Genomic DNA, 17,499 nt, shown 5'->3' on the forward strand with positions numbered 1-17,499 from the left:
GATGGGCCAAGGAATGCAAGGCCAGCCATACGGCGGAAGCCAGCAGATGGGCCAAGGAATGCAAGACCAGCCATACGGCGGAAGCCAGCAGATGGGCCAAGGAATGCAAGGCCAGCCATACGGCGGAAGCCAGCAGATGGGCCAAGGAATGCAAGGCCAGCCATATGGCGGAAGCCAGCAGATGGGATATGGAAATTCAAGCCAGTATGGCAGTCAGCCGATGAGTCAGGGAATGCCGGCTCAACAAATGTATGGTGAATATCCACCTTCCCAAGGTTCACAGGGGTATGGGGATATGTCCGGGGGATCTTATGGCAGTTATCCATCACAGCAAGGGCAGATGGGCCAGATGCAAGGAATGCCGAATCCATACACACAAGCACAACAACGCGACGGCTCGTCAGACAGCCAAGATGAAGATGAAGAATAATTCATACGGAGACGGTTTCAGAAGAAAGCGTCTCTTCTTAAATAGCCTCACTGAAAAAGGCTTGGATGTAAAAAACCATTATTTTGTGAAATATAATGTCTGTATCATAGAAACAAAAGCAGGCGTTTATGTTTTAAAAGGGTTCTCACGGAAGGAAGAATGCCTGGAGCAGCTGAAACTGTCACGCTGGTATTCTGAGCAGCCGGATCCCATGATGGGAATTTATACCTCCTTCCCCATCGGAAGAAAAATACATTTTTATGATAATATGTATTGGGGGATCATGCCGTTTTATAAGGGCGATGAGCTGGATCTCAATGATGAAAAAGATGTAAGAGACGGCATCCACGCTATTCGGAGTTTCCACCGGCAGAGCATTTTTCAATCGGACGCTTATCTCTCTCTACTCTCCAGCTATTCTCTTATTGAAAAATGGACCAAACGTTACAATGCCTTTAAAAGAAATAGTAAAAAGCATTATGTGTCTGAAGAGATGAGTAGAGCTTTTCAGGAAATGATCGGTTGGGGGAAATGGTCTTTAAACCATCTTAACCGAAAAGAGCTGGAAAGAATGGAACACCAGGCAAGACAAAAGGGCGAAGTGTGTCACGGGGATGTGGCGCCTCATAACTTTATGCGCTTAAAGGGGGACAAAGTCATACTGATTGATTATGATCTGTTTTCTATTGTCCCGCATGATTATGATATTTTACAGTATGTAAACCGAATCATGCCATACTGGGATTGGTCTCCATCCATATTGCGAAAATGTGAAGATCCAGAGCTGGAAGCGCTTCTTCGAAAAAAATGGTTCTTGATCGCCTTGGTTTTTCCAACCGACCTCTATCGGGAATGGAATCGAGCATTTGAAGCAGGAAAAGAACAGATCAAAGAAATGACTACCTTCACAGAAGAGGACCTTCCGTTTCGGAGAAAATTTATCAAAGCTGTTCAGGAAAAATTGGTCATGTATCCCAGGTAATATCCAGAAATTATATGTCTTACCGGTATGTAACAGAGTAAAAAGAGCCTCCGATTGCCATTCTAGTGGTGAAAGGAGGTTTTTGCATTGAAATTCATACTAAGCGGAATGACAGTTCTAGCATTAACAGCTGGTCTTGTGGGCTGTAACAATAACAAAGGTGCACTTGACCGGAACGATAATGATGTTAGGCCAATCGGATATTATTCCAACGAGGGTGACAACCGCGGGGATTTGGACCGCAGCAAAGGCCCAGTGACAGACATGATGGATAATAACCGTACCGATCATAATGTAACGTATCATGAAGACTACGATGGTGCACTTGCCGAGAAGATCAGAAACAGGGTCAACAGTATGAACAATGTAGACGATGCTCACGTTATTTTGAATGATAACACCGTCATTGTCGGGATAGATACCAGTGAAAACGATAAGAGCGCTGTCGATAAGAGAGTGTATAGAGAAGTGAAAAAACTGGTTCCCAATCGGGATGTTCGCGTAACAACTGATGACTCTATCGTGAATCGAATCACTAACGTAGATAATAATCTGCGTGATGGCAAGACAACTGATGAAGTCAGCTCTGATATTAAAGGAATCATGGCTGATATCGGAAATGCCGGCACCAACTTAGGAGATGCAGTAAAACGTCCTTTCGAAAACAACCGTTAGAGAACAGATTTTTCTGTTCTCTTTTTTTATGTTTTATTTTTATTTCGATCAGCAGGTTCAAAAAAAGTTCACACTCCCCCTCGTTTTTTGTGTTAAACTCCCCGTTGGGACTGACTCTGTGATACAATACTGACAGAAACGTATGGTCGCTTTTTTAAGGAGAGAAATTGATTGATTGAACATATAAATGGAAAGATCGCGCACGTATCTGCTGAATATGCAGTTTTAGAAGTGAATGGAATCGGTTACCAGATTTTTTGTCCAAATCCATTCATTTATCGTCTCGGGCAATCTGAGACCATTTACACCTATCATTATGTAAGGGAAGACTTGATTGCGCTGTACGGTTTTAAAACTCGCAAAGAGCGTGATTTATTCTTAAAATTAATAAATGTATCGGGGATTGGCCCTAAAGGCGCCTTGGCCATCATGGCATTTGGACAGCCTGAGCAAGTCATCCGTGCAATAGAAGCAGAGGATGAGGGGTTTCTTGTGAAATTTCCTGGAGTCGGGAAGAAGACGGCCCGTCAGATGATTTTAGATCTTAAAGGAAAACTTTCAATTTTCACAGAAGAACCAATGGAAGGATTATTTGCGGGCCAGGTTTCCGGCACTACAGAACAGCTTGAGGAAGCGGTAGAGGCTTTAACCGCATTGGGGTATGCCAAGAAAGAAATCAATAAAGTGCTGCCTTCCCTTAAAAAAGAAGATCTGACAACAGATCAATACATAAGGAAAGCGCTGCAGAAGCTAGTGAACCATTAGGGGCGTGATCGCTTTGGACGACAGGATAGTATCGGGTGAAAGCTCAAAGGACGACTTTTTTGAATTAAGTTTGCGTCCGGAATATTTGCATCAGTACATAGGCCAAGAGAAAGTGAAAGAAAATTTAAATATCTTTATTCAAGCGGCTAAGCTTAGAAATGAAGCCCTAGACCATGTTTTGTTATATGGCCCCCCGGGCCTTGGGAAAACGACACTCGCTTCCATAATCGCTAAAGAAATGAACGTTAATTTCAGATCCACCAGCGGCCCCGCTATCGAGCGGCCGGGAGATCTCGCAGCCATCCTGACGGCCCTCGAACCCGGAGATGTGCTGTTTATCGATGAGATTCACCGGCTCTCCAGAGCGATTGAAGAAGTGCTGTATTCTGCAATGGAAGACTACTGCCTTGACATTGTGATCGGAAAGGGTGAGACTGCACGGTCTGTACGCCTGGAACTCCCTCCGTTCACGTTGGTAGGGGCAACTACCCGAGCAGGTTCGCTGTCTTCACCTCTACGCGACCGGTTTGGTGTGCTGGCACGTCTCGAATATTACACTAATGAAGAGTTAACCGAAATTGTCACACGAACGAGTGAAGTTTTTGGCATGAAAATCGACGTTCCATCTGCCCAAGAGATTGCACGCCGTTCAAGAGGGACACCGAGGATTGCCAATCGCCTGTTCAAAAGAGTACGTGATTTTGCCCAAGTTGATGGAACGGATACGATCAGTATCAGCCTGGCGGACAGGGCGCTGGAAATGCTTCAGGTTGACCGTTTAGGATTGGATCATATTGACCATAAATTATTACAAGGGATCATCCACAAATATAAAGGCGGACCGGTAGGCCTTGAAACCATTTCTGCTACGATCGGTGAGGAATCTCATACGATAGAAGATGTGTATGAGCCCTACCTGCTGCAGATTGGATTTATACAGCGAACCCCTAGAGGACGAGTGGTGACGGCCCTTGCATACGAGCATTTTAATATGGAGGTGCCAAATCCTTAATGGGGATTTCTCGTCTGTTGATACTTATGGGAGTTATTTTGATCATCGCTGGAGGTTTGTGGACGCTGGTCGGCAAGCTTCCAGGTGATATCGTCTTTAAAAAAGGAAACACCACTTTTTATTTTCCCATCGTCACATCGATTATCATCAGCATCGTACTGTCTTTGATATTCTATGTCATTGGGCGTTTTAAATAGTTAGAGAAACAGGAGAAGAAAATGGACATCAATATGTTTGATTTTGAATTGCCGGAAGAGCTGATCGCTCAGACACCGCTGAAAGACCGCACGGCTTCCCGGCTCATGGTGCTTGACCCGGTAACAGGACAGGTGCAGCACAATACGTTTAAAAATATCATCGATTATTTGAACCCGGGAGACTGCCTTGTTCTGAATGATACAAGAGTACTTCCGGCAAGACTGCTCGGGGAAAAACAAGATACAAAAGCAAAGATTGAAATTTTACTGCTGAAAGAAACAGGCAGCGATACATGGGAAACACTGGTGAAACCTGCGAAACGAGTAAAACCGGGCACTGTAGTTTCTTTTGGAAACGGTCTGCTCAAGGCCGTCTGCCTGGAGGAAACGGATCAGGGTGGGCGTATCTTTAAATTTCAATATGAAGGGATTTTCTATGAAATTTTGGATTCTCTAGGCGAGATGCCATTGCCTCCTTATATCAAAGAACAGCTGGAGGAGCGAGAACGGTATCAGACGGTTTTTGCCAAACACCAAGGGTCGGCAGCAGCTCCTACAGCGGGTCTTCATTTTACTGAGTCCTTGCTTGAAGAGATTAAGAACAAAGGAATCCATGTCGCTTTTATCACGCTTCATGTTGGACTGGGGACTTTCCGTCCTGTGTCGGTTGAAAACATTGAAGAACACGACATGCATGCGGAATATTACCAGCTGACAAAAGGAACTGCGGCACTTTTGAATGAAGTTAGAACAAACGGCGGCAGAATCATATCGGTCGGTACAACATCAACCCGTACCCTGGAGACCGTCGCTGGAAAACACGGTGAATTTCAAGAGGATTCTGGATGGACAGACATTTTTATCTATCCGGGATATACGTTTAAGGCCATCGACGGAATGATTACGAACTTCCATCTGCCAAAATCCACTTTGATTATGCTGATCAGCGCGCTTGCAGGCCGTGAAAATGTCCTGAACGCCTATAATGAAGCTGTGCGTGAAGGATACCGCTTCTTTAGCTTTGGAGATGCCATGCTGATTTTAGAAGGGGAGTAGAAACATGACAGCAGCTGTCCGGTATGAATTAATAAAAACATGTAAGCAGTCTGGGGCAAGGCTTGGGAAAGTCCATACGCCACATGGTGTATTCGAGACTCCGGTATTTATGCCGGTTGGAACACTTGCAACGGTGAAAACGATGAGCCCTGAAGAGTTAAAAGACCTCGGCGCCAATATTATTTTAAGCAACACTTATCATCTCTGGCTCCGTCCAGGACATGAGATCATCCGTGAAGCAGGCGGCCTTCATAAATTTATGAACTGGGATCGCTCCATTCTGACAGACTCCGGCGGTTTTCAGGTGTTCAGCTTGAGTGATCTGAGAAAGATCACGGAAGAAGGTGTACATTTCAGGAACCATTTGAACGGCGAAAAGCTGTTTCTTAGTCCTGAGGGTGCCATGGAAATTCAGAATGCTTTAGGCTCTGACATCATGATGGCATTCGATGAGTGTCCGCCGTATCCAGCGGAGTATGAGTATATGAAATCCTCGGTTGAGCGTACAAGCCGCTGGGCAGAACGATGCCTCGCTGCTCATGAACGCCCGAATGACCAGGGACTGTTTGGTATCGTTCAGGGGGGCGAGTATGAAGATCTTCGCCGCCAGAGTGCAGAAGACCTCGTCTCTCTTGATTTTCCAGGCTATGCGGTAGGCGGTCTTTCTGTTGGGGAACCGAAGGACGTGATGAACCGGGTTCTTGAGTTTACCACTCCTTATCTGCCTGACAATAAACCAAGATATTTAATGGGAGTCGGCTCACCGGACTCACTGATCGACGGGGCAATCCGTGGGATTGATATGTTTGACTGTGTGCTGCCAACCCGTATCGCACGGAACGGCACGCTTATGACCAGTCAAGGGCGCCTGGTGGTCCGGAATGCGAAATATGCCCGCGATTTTAGGCCGCTCGATGAAAATTGCGATTGCTACACATGTCGAAATTATTCACGTGCCTATATCCGCCATCTTGTGAAGAGCAACGAAACATTTGGTTTTAGGCTCACAAGTTACCACAATCTTTATTTTTTGGTAAACTTAATGGAGCAGGTGAAGCAAGCCATCCGAGAGGACAGGCTGCTTGATTTCCGAGAAGAATTTTTTGAACAATACGGATTTAATAAACCCGGTGCTAAAAACTTTTGACGCCTGTTTTACTAATAGAAAGGGGGGAAATTAATGGGTTCTTTAGGTTCTCTTTTACCGATTTTACTGATGTTTGTCATTTTTTACTTTTTGCTGATCAGACCTCAGCAGAAAAGACAAAAAGCGGTGAAAACCATGCAGAGTGGCTTGAAAAAAGGTGATCACGTAGTAACGATCGGCGGTCTTCATGGCACGATTGAAGTGCTGGAAGAAAACACGGTGGTTATTAAATCGAAGGACGGTTCAGCATTAACGTTTGACCGCAACGCGATTCGTGAAGCAAGAGACGTTCAGTAATATAAAAAATGGCAGAAGCCCCGTTGCTTCCTGCCATTTTTTTATTAGGTTTCTAGCTGTATCGGGAGATTGCGCCTCTTTCTATTTATGACTGCTGAAATTGACGCCCATGATCGCTCCCAGCATACAAAGAAGCAAGAAGATCCCGTGGTACACGTATTGCATCGAGGTGAAGGTGGTCTGATATCCTAAATATTGCACTAAAAAGACGAGCAAGGAAAAAAGCAGGGCGGTACCTGAACCAAGCATAATGCCTTTTTCTTTGCCCTTTTTCCCTGATAAGAATCCACCGATAAAAAGAGAGAGAAAGGATAGACCAGTCGTTACCCATTTTAATGAAGATTCTGTCAGAGAGGTGAAACGCAAAAGAAGAGAAAGAATAAGACTGCTTATGATAATGGCAACCAAAATCGTAGCAACACCTTTCATCATTGCCGAAAACATATGCCGAACAGCCACTTGAATTCGTCCCCCTTTACATACAAGCCTTCCTTATATCCATATTCACTGTCCCCCAAAATAGACGAACATTTTTTAGCTGGCCTTAAGGAAAATGACCATTATTTAATTCAATTACCAAAACCTTCGAGTCATGTTCTCCATCAGCTGGGTAAAACTAACTGTGATGAAAATGAAAGGAGGGAGAGCAATGGAATATTATACAATCATTCTGAGGACCATATTCGTTTATTTTATTTTGATCGGTGTATTCCGCCTGATGGGAAAACGGGAAATAGGCAAATTGTCTGTGCTGGACTTTGTTGTTTCCATCATGATCGCTGAGCTCGCGGTCATCTCGATAGAAGACCCACAAGTACCAATGCTCAAGCACCTAGTCGGAATTTTTGTTTTGTTCCTCATTCAAATTTTCCTTGCATTCCTTTCATTGAAGAGCAAAAAAGTACGGGAAATTGTGGACGGCAAACCTTCCATCATCATCGAAAACGGGCATATTAATGAAAATGAAATGAAAAAACAGCGCTATAATTTTGATGACCTGCTGATCCAATTAAGGGAAAATAATATTAAAAATGTGGCGGATGTGGAATTTGGCATACTGGAGGCGACTGGAAAGCTTTCCGTTATTACGAAAGATGATCCGGAAATTGATATGGAGGATGAACGCAGCCCGCTTCCTCTTGTTTTTCCTGTCATACTGGATGGCAAAATTCAAGAGGACCATCTGAAAAAGCTTGGTAAGACCTCCCTATGGCTCCGTCAGGAATTGAGGAAGATGGGAATACGAGATCCAAAAAACATCTCCATCTGTACGGTAAATAAAAAGGGTTTACTGTATGTGGATAAAAAAGATGAGTAAAAGCCTTCCTATGAGAAAGGCTTTTTTTATGCGACCCACCTTTTGATGAGCGGAAGATGAGTCAGATCTTCTCTTTTGATCAAGCGGAAAAATAGAAGCGTTAATAAATATACAATCCCGGTTAAAAGGAGGCAAAGGGACATACCGGATACCCTCGAAAAATGAGGGAAGACAAACGTATAGATGAGCTGAGAAACAAAACCAGTGATGATGATGGAGAGGAATCCGTAAATAAAATCCTTTGCTTTAATCGAATAACTGATGGCTTTGGCAACACTTGCGAAGTGAAGGAGAGTCACGACAACTATACCTAAAACGATGGCCAACGCAACCCCCATGATTCCGAACTCAGGCCTGGTGGCAAAGGCGAAAACTGCAGCCAGCTTTACGACTGAGCCGATCAAACTGTTCATCATGGCCGCTCTGGCGAGGTTCATCGCCTGAAGAACAGCCTGGAGCGGCCCCTGGAAGTATAAAAAGAAGAACAGTGGTGTCATAACCTTTAAATAAGACGCAGAAGCAGGAGAGTCATACATCAGATCCATAATTGGGACAGCGTAAACAAAGGTGATAACGGCTGCAATGCCTCCAGACAGCATCGAAAGGCGAAGGGATTGGTTGAGCCGGTGTTCAATAAGCGAATATTTTTTATTCGCGTTCGCCTCGCTGATGGCAGGGACGAGCGAAACTGATAACGAATAGGTTATGAAGGTCGGCAAGTACAGCAATGGGATAACGTATCCTGCCAGCTCGCCATATTGTCTTGTTGCAGCATAGATACTCACCCCAGCAATGGCCAGGCTCCGAGCCACGACGATCGGCTCAAAAAAGTAGGAAACAGAACCGATGAGCTGGCTTCCAGTGGTCGGAAGAGCGATTCCGAGCAGATCGTTCAATGTGGAGCGTCCGCCTTTCAACTGTTTGAAAAAGCCTTTTCGGACCTTCATGTTTTTTTTCAACTTAAACATGGAGAACATATAGATCAAGGAAGCAAGCTCTCCGATGATGACGGAAATCATCGCTCCAGCCGCAGCATATTCCACTCCATAAGGAAGAAAAAGTCCGGTGAGAAGGGCAACAAGAGTAATCCTCACAATCTGTTCAATGACCTGGGAGTAAGCAGACGGGCGCATGTTTTGAAGTCCTTGAAAGTATCCTCTTAGGACAGAAGAAACAGCGATAACGGGCACGACAGGTGCTATCGCGATTAATGGGTAAAAGGTTCTTTTGTCTGTAAAGAAATAATGAGACAATATAGGAGCAGCCGCGATCATGGCTGTTGTGAATATGACGCTGAGCACACCAGTAATGGCCAGGGAGACGATTAATATCTTTTTGATCCTTTGGCGGTCGCCTTTCGCATCGGCCTCCGCGACGAGTTTGGAGATGGCAATGGGAAGCCCCATTCGTGTAAGGGTGATAGCTAACAGCATGGTGGGTACAGCCATCATATAGAGGCCGACGCCCTCCTGTCCCATCACCCGGGCGACTACGATGCGATTAATAAACCCAAGGATTCGTGTGATCAATCCGGCGAGGATGAGCAGCAGTGTTCCCTGGATAAGGGTTTGTTTTGACATAGTTGGCCCTACTTTCTTGTCATAAGTGAATTTGACATCGGTTTTCTGTGTAACCCATTTATATGGAGAAAGTGGACAAAGAATGACAAGTTGTTTTTAATCACCAAAACAAATGAGAGGTGAACGAAACATTGGATGTGATAAGATTTGAAGACATGAAAACGGAGGTCGGACCGGCTCTGCAAAGTAAAGCCGAGGAGTTTCATTTTCTTGGGTACGAAAGTGTTTCGGAAGAAGAAGTATGGAATTGTGTCATTCGTAAGGCCCAAAAGAAAAAAGAGGAAGCCAAGCTCCATATACTCGTCGGTCTGATTCTAGGATTATCACTGACTGATTTTATGAATTGGCTGACACTCGAAGCGTTTAAAAGAGATGTACAATAAGTTCAATAAAAACCGCAGAATATTGGAATATGTAAAGTTTTACAAAGTTTCCTGATTGAAATTGACAGAAAAAAACAACAGTCGCTATAATGGGGAAGATTGCACTTTTCTATACATATTTCATTATCGTGGTAAAAAGTGTGTCGGCAGCATGAAGGAGGAAAGAAAGAATGGTGAAAAAGAGCAAGATACTTACGTTTTTTATAATCTTTGCCGTCATTGTCGGTCTGATCGGAATGACAACGAAGGGGATTGTAAAAAATATTAAGCTCGGTCTGGATTTACAAGGGGGATTTGAAGTTCTTTATGATGTAAAACCGGCCAAGGAAGGGCAAAAAATTACAGATGATGTTCTAAAAAGTGCCGTACAAGCCCTTGATCGACGGGTAAACGTACTCGGTGTTTCTGAGCCGAACATCACCATTGAAGGGAAAAACAGGATTCGTGTTCAGCTTGCAGGAATCAAGGATCAGAACAAAGCAAGAAAACTCCTTTCTACACAGGCGCAGCTGACGTTCCGTGACGTCAATGATAAGGTTTTGCTTGATGGCTCCGACCTTAAAGGGGGAGGTTCAAAAGTTACCTTTAACCAGCAAAATCAGCCGATCGTACAGCTGACCCTGAAAGATCCGAATAAGTTTGGAAAAGTCACCAAAAAAGTCATGAACATGGGGCCTGGACAAAATCAGCTCGTGATCTGGCTTGATTATCAGAAAGGTGATTCATATAAAGAAGAGGCAACAAAGAAAAACCCAAAATTTATCTCAGCCCCATCTGTTAACAGTGAACTTGATCAAAAAACGGTGGTTATCGAAGGCCGTTTTACCCAGGAAGAAGCGAAAAACCTCTCTGAGATTCTGAATGCAGGCGCACTTCCTGTTAAGCTGCATGAGAATTATTCAAATTCTGTCGGTGCTAAATTTGGTAAACAGGCTTTGAACGAAACAGTAACAGCCGGAATTATCGGTATCGCACTCGTCTTCCTTTTCATGGCTTTTTACTACCGGTTCCCAGGCTTGATCGCTATCGTAACTCTCAGCTTCTATATCTACTTAAATCTTCTCATCTTTGACTGGATGGATGCAGTACTGACTCTCCCGGGAATCGCAGCCTTTATCCTGGGGGTAGGTATGGCTGTTGATGCAAATATTATAACGGCTGAAAGAATAAAGGAAGAGATCCGTTCAGGAAAATCCATCGCTTCCGCTTTTAAGGCAGGTTCGAAGCGCTCGTTTGCTCCGATCTTTGATGCGAATTTAACTTCCATCATTACAGCCTCAGTTCTATTTGCATACGGAACAAGCTCCGTTAAGGGATTTGCTCTCGTACTTATCGTGAGTGTTGTAACGAGCTTCTTTACAAACGTGTATGTATCCCGAATTTTGCTTGGCCTCTGGGTAAACAGCAAATTCCTGAACAAAAAACCGGGTTACTTCGGAGTGAAAGAGAGTGATATACATGAGCTTTAGAAACCCGAATTTTCATTTTGATGTTGTTAAACAACGGAAGAAATTCTTTATTTTCTCCTCTCTTTTGACCATCATTGGGCTTATTTGCCTTTTAACTATAGGTTTAAAGCTTAGCATTGATTTTGAAAGCGGAACGAAAATAGAATTCAGCGGGAAGCAGTTAAATGCTGCTGAAATCACAAAGGACTTTGAGGGGATGGGCCTTAAACCGGACGGCCAGCCCGTAATCTCTGGCAAAAACAGTAACAGAGCAACGGTATCTTTTGTTGGTATGCTCTCTCGTGAAGAAGTCGCAAAAGTAAATACAGTGATCAAACAAAAATATGGAGATCAGCCAAATATCAATACGGTATCACCAACGGTAGGGCGGGAGCTGGCAAGAAATGCCCTCATCTCTGTGCTGATCGCCTCCATTGGAATCATCATCTACATCAGTCTCCGTTTTGAATGGCTGATGTCGCTGGCTGCTGTAATCGGACTGCTGCATAATGCGTTTCTGATTGTCGCGGTGTTCAGTATTTTGCGTCTCGAAGTCGACCTGACGTTCATCGCTGCCGTATTAACCATCGTAGGTTACTCTGTTCATGATACGATCATTACGTTTGACCGGATACGTGAGAACATGAAGTTTACGAAGGTGAAAAACGTTGAGACCCTATATAAGGTGATCAACGACAGTATCATGCAGACACTCACCCGATCGATTAATACGGTATTTGCCGTTGTGTTGACGGTAGTCGCATTGCTCATCTTCGGAAACCAGTCCATCATGAACTTCTCAATTGCACTGTTAATCGGTCTCATTTTCGGTACGTATGCATCCATATGTATCGCCTCTCAGTTATGGTTTGTTTTTAAATCCAGACAGCTCAAAAAGCTAAAATTTAAATCTGCCAATAATCAGGCCTAGGAATTCATTGTCACCTTGTAACCCATTTTGTATAATAAATAGGTTATGAGGTGATTTTTCTATGTTAAATGCACGAACGAGGTGGAATGTTCAAACTTTAGATGAAGATAAAGTGCAAGAACTGGCCTCTTCTTTAAAAATCCCGAAGTTGGTTGCCAACCTTTTAGTTGCAAGGGGATTGGAAACAAAAGCAAGTGCACAACAATTTTTATCCGCCGGAACGGAGGCTTTCCATGATCCCTTCTTAATGGATGGGATGAAAGAAGCTGTGGACCGGATTCAACAGGCGATTGCCGGTCAGGAAAAGATTCTTGTTTTTGGTGATTATGATGCAGATGGGGTAAGCAGTACATCTGTCATGGTTTATACATTAAAGGCGTTGAACGCTAATTTTGATTTTTACATACCTAATCGGTTTACAGAAGGCTATGGGCCGAATGAACCCGCATTGAGATGGGCGAAGGAACAAGGATTCAGTCTTGTAATTACAGTTGATACGGGGATTTCTGCCGTAAACGAGGCTCGTGCCGCAAAAGAGATCGGCTTGGATTTCATTGTCACAGACCATCATGAACCGCCACCTGTTCTGCCTGATGCGTATAGTATTATCAATCCCAAAAAACCAGGGTGTCCGTATCCTTTTAAAGGGCTTGCCGGAGTAGGTGTCGCTTTTAAAGTTGCGCATGCTCTGCTGGGAAATGCTCCTCTGCACTTATTGGATATCGCCTGCATAGGAACGATCGCGGATCTTGTTCCTCTCGTGGATGAAAACCGGATCATTGCAAAAGAAGGAATAAAAGCGCTGGAGAGAACAACCAAGACCGGATTAAAGGCACTCCTTGAAGTTGCTGGTTTAAAAGATACAGCGCTTAATGCAGAACATGTCGGGTTTGCGATCGGCCCCCGTGTAAATGCGGCAGGAAGACTTGATTCTGCGGTTCCGGCCGTGCACCTTTTTACGACAGATGACAAAGAGGAAGCTGCCATGCTTGCAGCTGAAATTGATCAATTGAACAAAACGAGGCAAACGATCGTATCCGAGATCACAAAGGAAGCCGTTGAAATGGTGGAACAGAAGTATCCGCCTGAAGAAAATAATGTACTTGTTGTAGCCAAGGAAGGCTGGAACGCAGGAGTCATCGGAATCGTTGCATCGCGCTTGGTTGAAAAGTTCTACCGTCCGACGATTGTGTTGAGCATTGATGAAGAGAAAGGTCTCGCCAAGGGATCAGCGAGGAGCATTGAAGGCTTTGATATGTTTGAGAACCTATCATTGAGCCGTGATATACTTCCGCACTTTGGAGGGCATCCTATGGCGGCTGGCATGACCCTGGCAGCGAGTGATCTGGAAGAGCTGAGAACCAGGCTGAACCGGCAGGCTGGCGAACAATTAACAGAAGAAGACTTTAAACCGGTCACGTTCATCGATCTGGAATGCTCCCTTGATGAGGTTACCATTGAAACGATCGAACAAATGAACAAGCTGGCACCTTTTGGCGTGAACAATCCGACTCCCCGCGTGCTCATTCCTTATGTTAGAATCGGTGAGATCAAGAAGATCGGCAGCCAGTCGAATCATCTAAAAATCCAATTCTCTGATGGGCAAAAAAAGCTCGATGCGATCGGTTTCCATAAAGGCCCTCTGATGGACGAGCTAAGCTACCATTCACCTGTATCGGCAGTCGGAGAGCTGTCGATTAATGAATGGAACGGATTTCGTAAACCACAGCTGATGCTAAGCGATCTGGCCGTTAAGGAATGGCAATTATTTGATCTCCGGGGAATTAGGGATGTTCAGAAAAAAATGGCCGGTCTTCCCAAGAACAAAGTGCTGTTCATTGCCTTTAATGCAGAAACGAAGTCACATCCAGCATTTTCGGACATGATCGATCAGATCCGCCTTTATCCGCAGGAAAAAGAGGATGTTCATTTTCAAGGAAAGTATGTAGTTTTCCTCGATGTGCCGAAAACAAGAGAAGAATTCTTTTATCTGCTCGAAAGCAATCCAGAACCGGAAAGAACCTATGTTATCTTCCATCAGGAAAATGATCAGTTCTTTTCATCTGTCCCGACAAGAGAGCAGTTTAGATGGTTCTATGCATTTTTAACAAAACGGAAAACATTTGATGCCGACAAGCATGGAGAAGAGCTGGCAAGACTTAAAGGCTGGTCGCGTGAAGCAGTGCCCTTTATGTCAAAAGTGTTTTTTGAGCTGGATTTTGTTACAATAGAAGATGGTGTTATTTCGATTAATGACCGCCCTGACAAAAAAGACCTGAAGCATTCATATACATATAGGAGTAAATTGGAACAAGCGGAGATTGAAAATCAACTTGTCTATTCTTCCTATCAAGATTTGAAGAACTGCTTTGATCAGTTTACAGGGAAATAATCAGGCGTTAATACAGGAGGAAAAAAGAAGATGGATTACAAAAAATATATCTCTGTTGTGGATGATTTTCCGCTTAAGGGCATTCGGTTTAAAGACATCACAACACTGATGCAAGATGGAGAAGCTTACGCTAAAGCGGTGGATGATATTGCTGATTATGCTAAGGATCTCAACATCGATGTGATTGTAGGCCCGGAAGCAAGGGGCTTTATTGTGGGATGCCCGGTAGCTTATAAATTAGGGCTTGGTTTTGTGCCGGTTCGAAAAGATGGAAAACTTCCCCGTGAAGTGGTAAAAGTAAGCTATGGTCTTGAATACGGCAAAGACGTCTTGACCATGCACAAGGATTCTATTAAACCTGGCCAAAGAGTTCTGATCACGGACGATCTTCTGGCAACAGGCGGAACGATAGGTGCGACGATTCAGCTCGTTGAAGAACTCGGCGGTGTTGTGGCAGGGATCGCTTTCATGATTGAACTTACGTATTTGGATGGACGCGAAAAGTTATCCGGATATGATATTTTTACGTTAACGCAATATTAAAAGATCGAAAGGGTGCTCACCGATGACGGGGTACTCTTTCTTTTTCATATGGAATTGTAAATAAAGGAAATTCGACAATTTTCGGTTTTTACTTTACAGCTTCGCATTTTTTCATGATAATAGAAGCAATATACAATTTTTGACGTTAGGTGATTTTCATGACCATAGATGAAGTATTAAAAAATGCGGAAACTTATCTTTCCGATGACGATATACAGCTTTTACGAAAAGCGTATGAATACGCAAAAGATGCGCATGAAGGCCAGTTCCGAAAATCGGGTGAACCATACATTCAGCATCCGGTGGAAGTTGCTGGTATTCTTGTCGATCTTCAAATGGATCCGGTAACTGTTGCAGCCGGGTTTCTTCATGATGTAGTGGAAGACACGCCGATTACACTGAAGGATATCAGCGATCGGTTCAATGAAGAAGTGGCCATGCTCGTGGATGGCGTCACGAAACTGAAGAAGATCAAGTTTAAGTCAAAAGAAGAGCAGCAAGCTGAAAATCACCGTAAAATGTTCGTAGCAATGGCTCAGGATATCCGCTGTATTTTGATCAAACTGGCTGACCGCCTTCATAACATGCGGACACTCAAGCATATGCCAAAAGAAAAACAGATTCAAAAAGCGAATGAAACGCTTGAAATATTTGCTCCACTGGCACACAGGCTCGGGATCTCCACCATTAAGTGGGAACTCGAGGATGTTTCTTTACGATACTTAAATCCACAGCAGTATTATCGGATTGTTAATCTGATGAAACAAAAGCGGGCCGAACGTGAGCAATATGTCCAGGAAGTCATGGGCGAGATCAGCAGCCGGCTGTCTGAAGTTCAGATCAAGGCGGATATTTCCGGACGTCCGAAGCACATTTACAGCATCTACCGAAAAATGGTGAAGCAGAACAAACAGTTTAATGAAATCTATGATCTCCTTGCTGTCAGGGTCATTGTTCATAACATTAAAGACTGCTATGCGGCTTTAGGCATCATTCATACGGCTTGGAAGCCGATGCCAGGCCGTTTTAAAGATTATATCGCTATGCCGAAAGCTAATATGTACCAGTCTCTTCATACGACCGTCATTGGTCCTAAAGGAGATCCTCTTGAGGTTCAGATCCGTACAAGCGAGATGCATAGGGTTGCCGAGTACGGGATCGCGGCTCACTGGGCATATAAAGAAGGATCAAAAAAAGCTCCGGTCAACACGTTTGAAAATAAGTTAACGTGGTTCAGAGAAATTCTTGAATGGCAGAACGATGTGGCGGACGCCGAAGAGTTCATGGAATCACTAAAAGTGGATTTATTTTCTGATATGGTGTTCGTGTTTACTCCAAAAGGAGATGTTATTGAACTTCCTGCAGGCTCGGTGCCGCTGGATTTTGCGTACCGCATCCATACAGAGATCGGAAACCGCTGCATAGGCGCCAAAGTAAACGGCAAGATGGTTACCCTCGATTATACCCTGAAAACCGGTGATATTATTGAGATCATGACGAGTAAGCATTCATACGGTCCAAGCCAGGACTGGCTAAAGATTACTCAGAGCTCTCACGCAAAAAATAAAATCCGCCAGTTTTTCAAGAGAGAACGCCGTGAAGAGAACGTAGCCAAGGGAAAAGAGATGATTGAAAAAGAAGTTACCGGACGGGGCTTCGAGCTGAAGGATGTATTTACGCAGGAAAACCTTCAGACGGTCATCAGAAAATATAATTTTGCGAACGAAGAAGATATGTATGCTGCTGTCGGATATAACGGAATTACGGGTGCACAGATCGCCACAAGGCTGACAGATAAACTGCGCCGCAAAAAAGATCAGGAACAGGAAAATAAAGAAATTCTTGAAGCGATCACCGAATCAAAGAGCCTGCCATCGGCCAGAAAAACGGATTCAGGAATTGTCGTAAAAGGAATCGACAACCTTCTTATCCGCCTTTCAAAATGCTGCAATCCTGTGCCGGGCGACGAAATTGTCGGATATATAACGAAAGGCCGCGGTGTCTCCGTTCACCGCAAAGACTGTGTCAACGTCAACACCGGAGATGCTCAAGTAAGACTCCTGCCTGTCGAATGGGAAGGCAGCATCGAAAAACCGAAGAGCTACAACGTAGATATTGAAATCAACGGATTTGACCGAAGAGGCCTTCTCAATGAAGTACTCCATGCTGTAGGTGAAACGAAAACGAATATTACAGCTGTTTCAGGACGTTCAGACCGCAACAAGATGGCGACGATCAGTATGTCCATTTCCATTCAGAATGTGAACCACCTTCAAAAAGTAGTAGAACGGATCAAACAGATCCCGGATATCTACGCGGTTCGCCGTGTAATGCAATAACGAT

Annotated in this window: 15 protein-coding genes and 2 pseudogenes; 15 read left to right on the forward strand and 2 right to left on the reverse strand. The window is 44.2% G+C overall.

Going from position 1 to position 17,499, the window contains the following annotated elements:
• From QYF49_RS06845 to yajC, 9 genes and pseudogenes are all read left to right on the forward strand, one after another.
• Nucleotides 1-430 (forward strand): annotated as a pseudogene (locus QYF49_RS06845) (hypothetical protein); the annotation flags it as partial.
• Nucleotides 312-1,412 carry a phosphotransferase gene (locus QYF49_RS06850; RefSeq protein ID WP_290398842.1) on the forward strand — a complete coding sequence of 367 codons (1,101 nt, stop codon included), beginning with the start codon at nt 312-314 and terminating at the stop codon, nt 1,410-1,412. The pseudogene QYF49_RS06845 and the gene QYF49_RS06850, both read left to right, overlap by 119 nt.
• Before the next feature lie 87 nt (nt 1,413-1,499).
• Complete coding sequence (locus QYF49_RS06855; RefSeq protein ID WP_290398843.1) at nt 1,500-2,087, forward strand: YhcN/YlaJ family sporulation lipoprotein; 588 nt, start codon at nt 1,500-1,502, stop codon at nt 2,085-2,087.
• Nucleotides 2,088-2,258: 171 nt separating this feature from the next.
• A complete protein-coding gene (gene ruvA / locus QYF49_RS06860; protein WP_290398844.1) occupies nt 2,259-2,852 on the forward strand; it encodes a Holliday junction branch migration protein RuvA in 594 nt (197 codons plus the stop codon).
• Nucleotides 2,853-2,865: 13 nt separating this feature from the next.
• Entirely contained in the window at nt 2,866-3,864 is a 999-nt protein-coding gene (ruvB, locus tag QYF49_RS06865; RefSeq protein ID WP_290398845.1) for a Holliday junction branch migration DNA helicase RuvB, read from the forward strand.
• A complete protein-coding gene (locus QYF49_RS06870) occupies nt 3,864-4,061 on the forward strand; it encodes a DUF2905 domain-containing protein (protein WP_290398846.1) in 198 nt (65 codons plus the stop codon). The genes ruvB and QYF49_RS06870 overlap by 1 nt, the downstream gene beginning before the upstream one ends.
• A gap of 21 nt (nt 4,062-4,082) precedes the next feature.
• Nucleotides 4,083-5,117, forward strand: coding sequence for a tRNA preQ1(34) S-adenosylmethionine ribosyltransferase-isomerase QueA (gene queA, locus QYF49_RS06875; RefSeq protein ID WP_290398847.1), 1,035 nt, complete (start codon nt 4,083-4,085; stop codon nt 5,115-5,117).
• Nucleotides 5,118-5,121: 4 nt separating this feature from the next.
• Nucleotides 5,122-6,264 carry a tRNA guanosine(34) transglycosylase Tgt gene (gene tgt, locus QYF49_RS06880; protein WP_290398848.1) on the forward strand — a complete coding sequence of 381 codons (1,143 nt, stop codon included), beginning with the start codon at nt 5,122-5,124 and terminating at the stop codon, nt 6,262-6,264.
• Nucleotides 6,265-6,297: 33 nt separating this feature from the next.
• Nucleotides 6,298-6,561 (forward strand): preprotein translocase subunit YajC, encoded by a 264-nt coding sequence (gene yajC / locus QYF49_RS06885; protein ID WP_290398849.1) that lies wholly within the window; start codon nt 6,298-6,300, stop codon nt 6,559-6,561.
• 81 nt (nt 6,562-6,642) lie between these two features.
• Here yajC and QYF49_RS06890 read toward each other — a convergent pair whose 3' ends face one another.
• On the reverse strand, nt 6,643-7,005 hold the full coding sequence (locus QYF49_RS06890; RefSeq protein WP_290399070.1) for a TIGR04086 family membrane protein: 363 nt from the start codon (nt 7,003-7,005) through the stop codon (nt 6,643-6,645).
• A 205-nt stretch (nt 7,006-7,210) separates the two neighbouring features.
• Between QYF49_RS06890 and QYF49_RS06895 the strand changes: the two genes are divergently transcribed.
• Entirely contained in the window at nt 7,211-7,879 is a 669-nt protein-coding gene (locus tag QYF49_RS06895; protein WP_290398850.1) for a DUF421 domain-containing protein, read from the forward strand.
• Between the two features lie 26 nt (nt 7,880-7,905).
• Here the strand turns inward: QYF49_RS06895 and spoVB are convergent, their stop codons facing one another.
• On the reverse strand, nt 7,906-9,459 hold the full coding sequence (gene spoVB / locus QYF49_RS06900; protein WP_290398851.1) for a stage V sporulation protein B: 1,554 nt from the start codon (nt 9,457-9,459) through the stop codon (nt 7,906-7,908).
• Nucleotides 9,460-9,596: 137 nt separating this feature from the next.
• On the opposite strand from spoVB, the gene QYF49_RS06905 reads away from it, so the two are divergent.
• The 5 genes and pseudogenes from QYF49_RS06905 to QYF49_RS06925 all read left to right on the forward strand — a co-directional run bounded on the left by QYF49_RS06905 (nt 9,597) and on the right by QYF49_RS06925 (nt 17,495).
• The gene (locus tag QYF49_RS06905; protein ID WP_290399071.1) at nt 9,597-9,842 is read left to right on the forward strand and encodes a post-transcriptional regulator; all 246 of its coding nucleotides are present in this window, start codon (nt 9,597-9,599) and stop codon (nt 9,840-9,842) included.
• Nucleotides 9,843-10,015: 173 nt separating this feature from the next.
• Nucleotides 10,016-12,221 (forward strand): annotated as a pseudogene (secDF, locus tag QYF49_RS06910) (protein translocase subunit SecDF).
• Between the two features lie 61 nt (nt 12,222-12,282).
• Complete coding sequence (gene recJ / locus QYF49_RS06915; RefSeq protein ID WP_290398852.1) at nt 12,283-14,613, forward strand: single-stranded-DNA-specific exonuclease RecJ; 2,331 nt, start codon at nt 12,283-12,285, stop codon at nt 14,611-14,613.
• Nucleotides 14,614-14,643: 30 nt separating this feature from the next.
• Nucleotides 14,644-15,156 (forward strand): adenine phosphoribosyltransferase, encoded by a 513-nt coding sequence (locus QYF49_RS06920; protein ID WP_290398853.1) that lies wholly within the window; start codon nt 14,644-14,646, stop codon nt 15,154-15,156.
• Nucleotides 15,157-15,314: 158 nt separating this feature from the next.
• Nucleotides 15,315-17,495 (forward strand): RelA/SpoT family protein, encoded by a 2,181-nt coding sequence (locus tag QYF49_RS06925; protein ID WP_290398854.1) that lies wholly within the window; start codon nt 15,315-15,317, stop codon nt 17,493-17,495.
• Nucleotides 17,496-17,499: the final 4 nt, after the last annotated feature.

The sequence above is a fragment of the Fictibacillus terranigra genome, assembly GCF_030412265.1.
In the GTDB taxonomy this organism is placed as follows: Bacteria; Bacillota; Bacilli; order Bacillales; family Fictibacillaceae; genus Fictibacillus_C; species Fictibacillus_C terrinigri.

Excerpts from the sequence above, each read along its gene's own strand:
- yajC (WP_290398849.1), top strand. The coding sequence starts at position 6,298 with ATGGGTTCTTTAGGTTCTCTTTTACCGATTTTACTGATGTTTGTCATT.
- QYF49_RS06895 (WP_290398850.1), top strand. The coding sequence starts at position 7,211 with ATGGAATATTATACAATCATTCTGAGGACCATATTCGTTTATTTTATT.
- recJ (WP_290398852.1), top strand. The coding sequence starts at position 12,283 with ATGTTAAATGCACGAACGAGGTGGAATGTTCAAACTTTAGATGAAGAT.
- queA (WP_290398847.1), top strand. The coding sequence starts at position 4,083 with ATGGACATCAATATGTTTGATTTTGAATTGCCGGAAGAGCTGATCGCT.
- tgt (WP_290398848.1), top strand. The coding sequence starts at position 5,122 with ATGACAGCAGCTGTCCGGTATGAATTAATAAAAACATGTAAGCAGTCT.
- spoVB (WP_290398851.1), bottom strand. The coding sequence starts at position 9,459 with ATGTCAAAACAAACCCTTATCCAGGGAACACTGCTGCTCATCCTCGCC.
- QYF49_RS06920 (WP_290398853.1), top strand. The coding sequence starts at position 14,644 with ATGGATTACAAAAAATATATCTCTGTTGTGGATGATTTTCCGCTTAAG.
- QYF49_RS06850 (WP_290398842.1), top strand. The coding sequence starts at position 312 with ATGGCAGTTATCCATCACAGCAAGGGCAGATGGGCCAGATGCAAGGAA.
- QYF49_RS06870 (WP_290398846.1), top strand. The coding sequence starts at position 3,864 with ATGGGGATTTCTCGTCTGTTGATACTTATGGGAGTTATTTTGATCATC.
- QYF49_RS06890 (WP_290399070.1), bottom strand. The coding sequence starts at position 7,005 with ATGTTTTCGGCAATGATGAAAGGTGTTGCTACGATTTTGGTTGCCATT.
- QYF49_RS06925 (WP_290398854.1), top strand. The coding sequence starts at position 15,315 with ATGACCATAGATGAAGTATTAAAAAATGCGGAAACTTATCTTTCCGAT.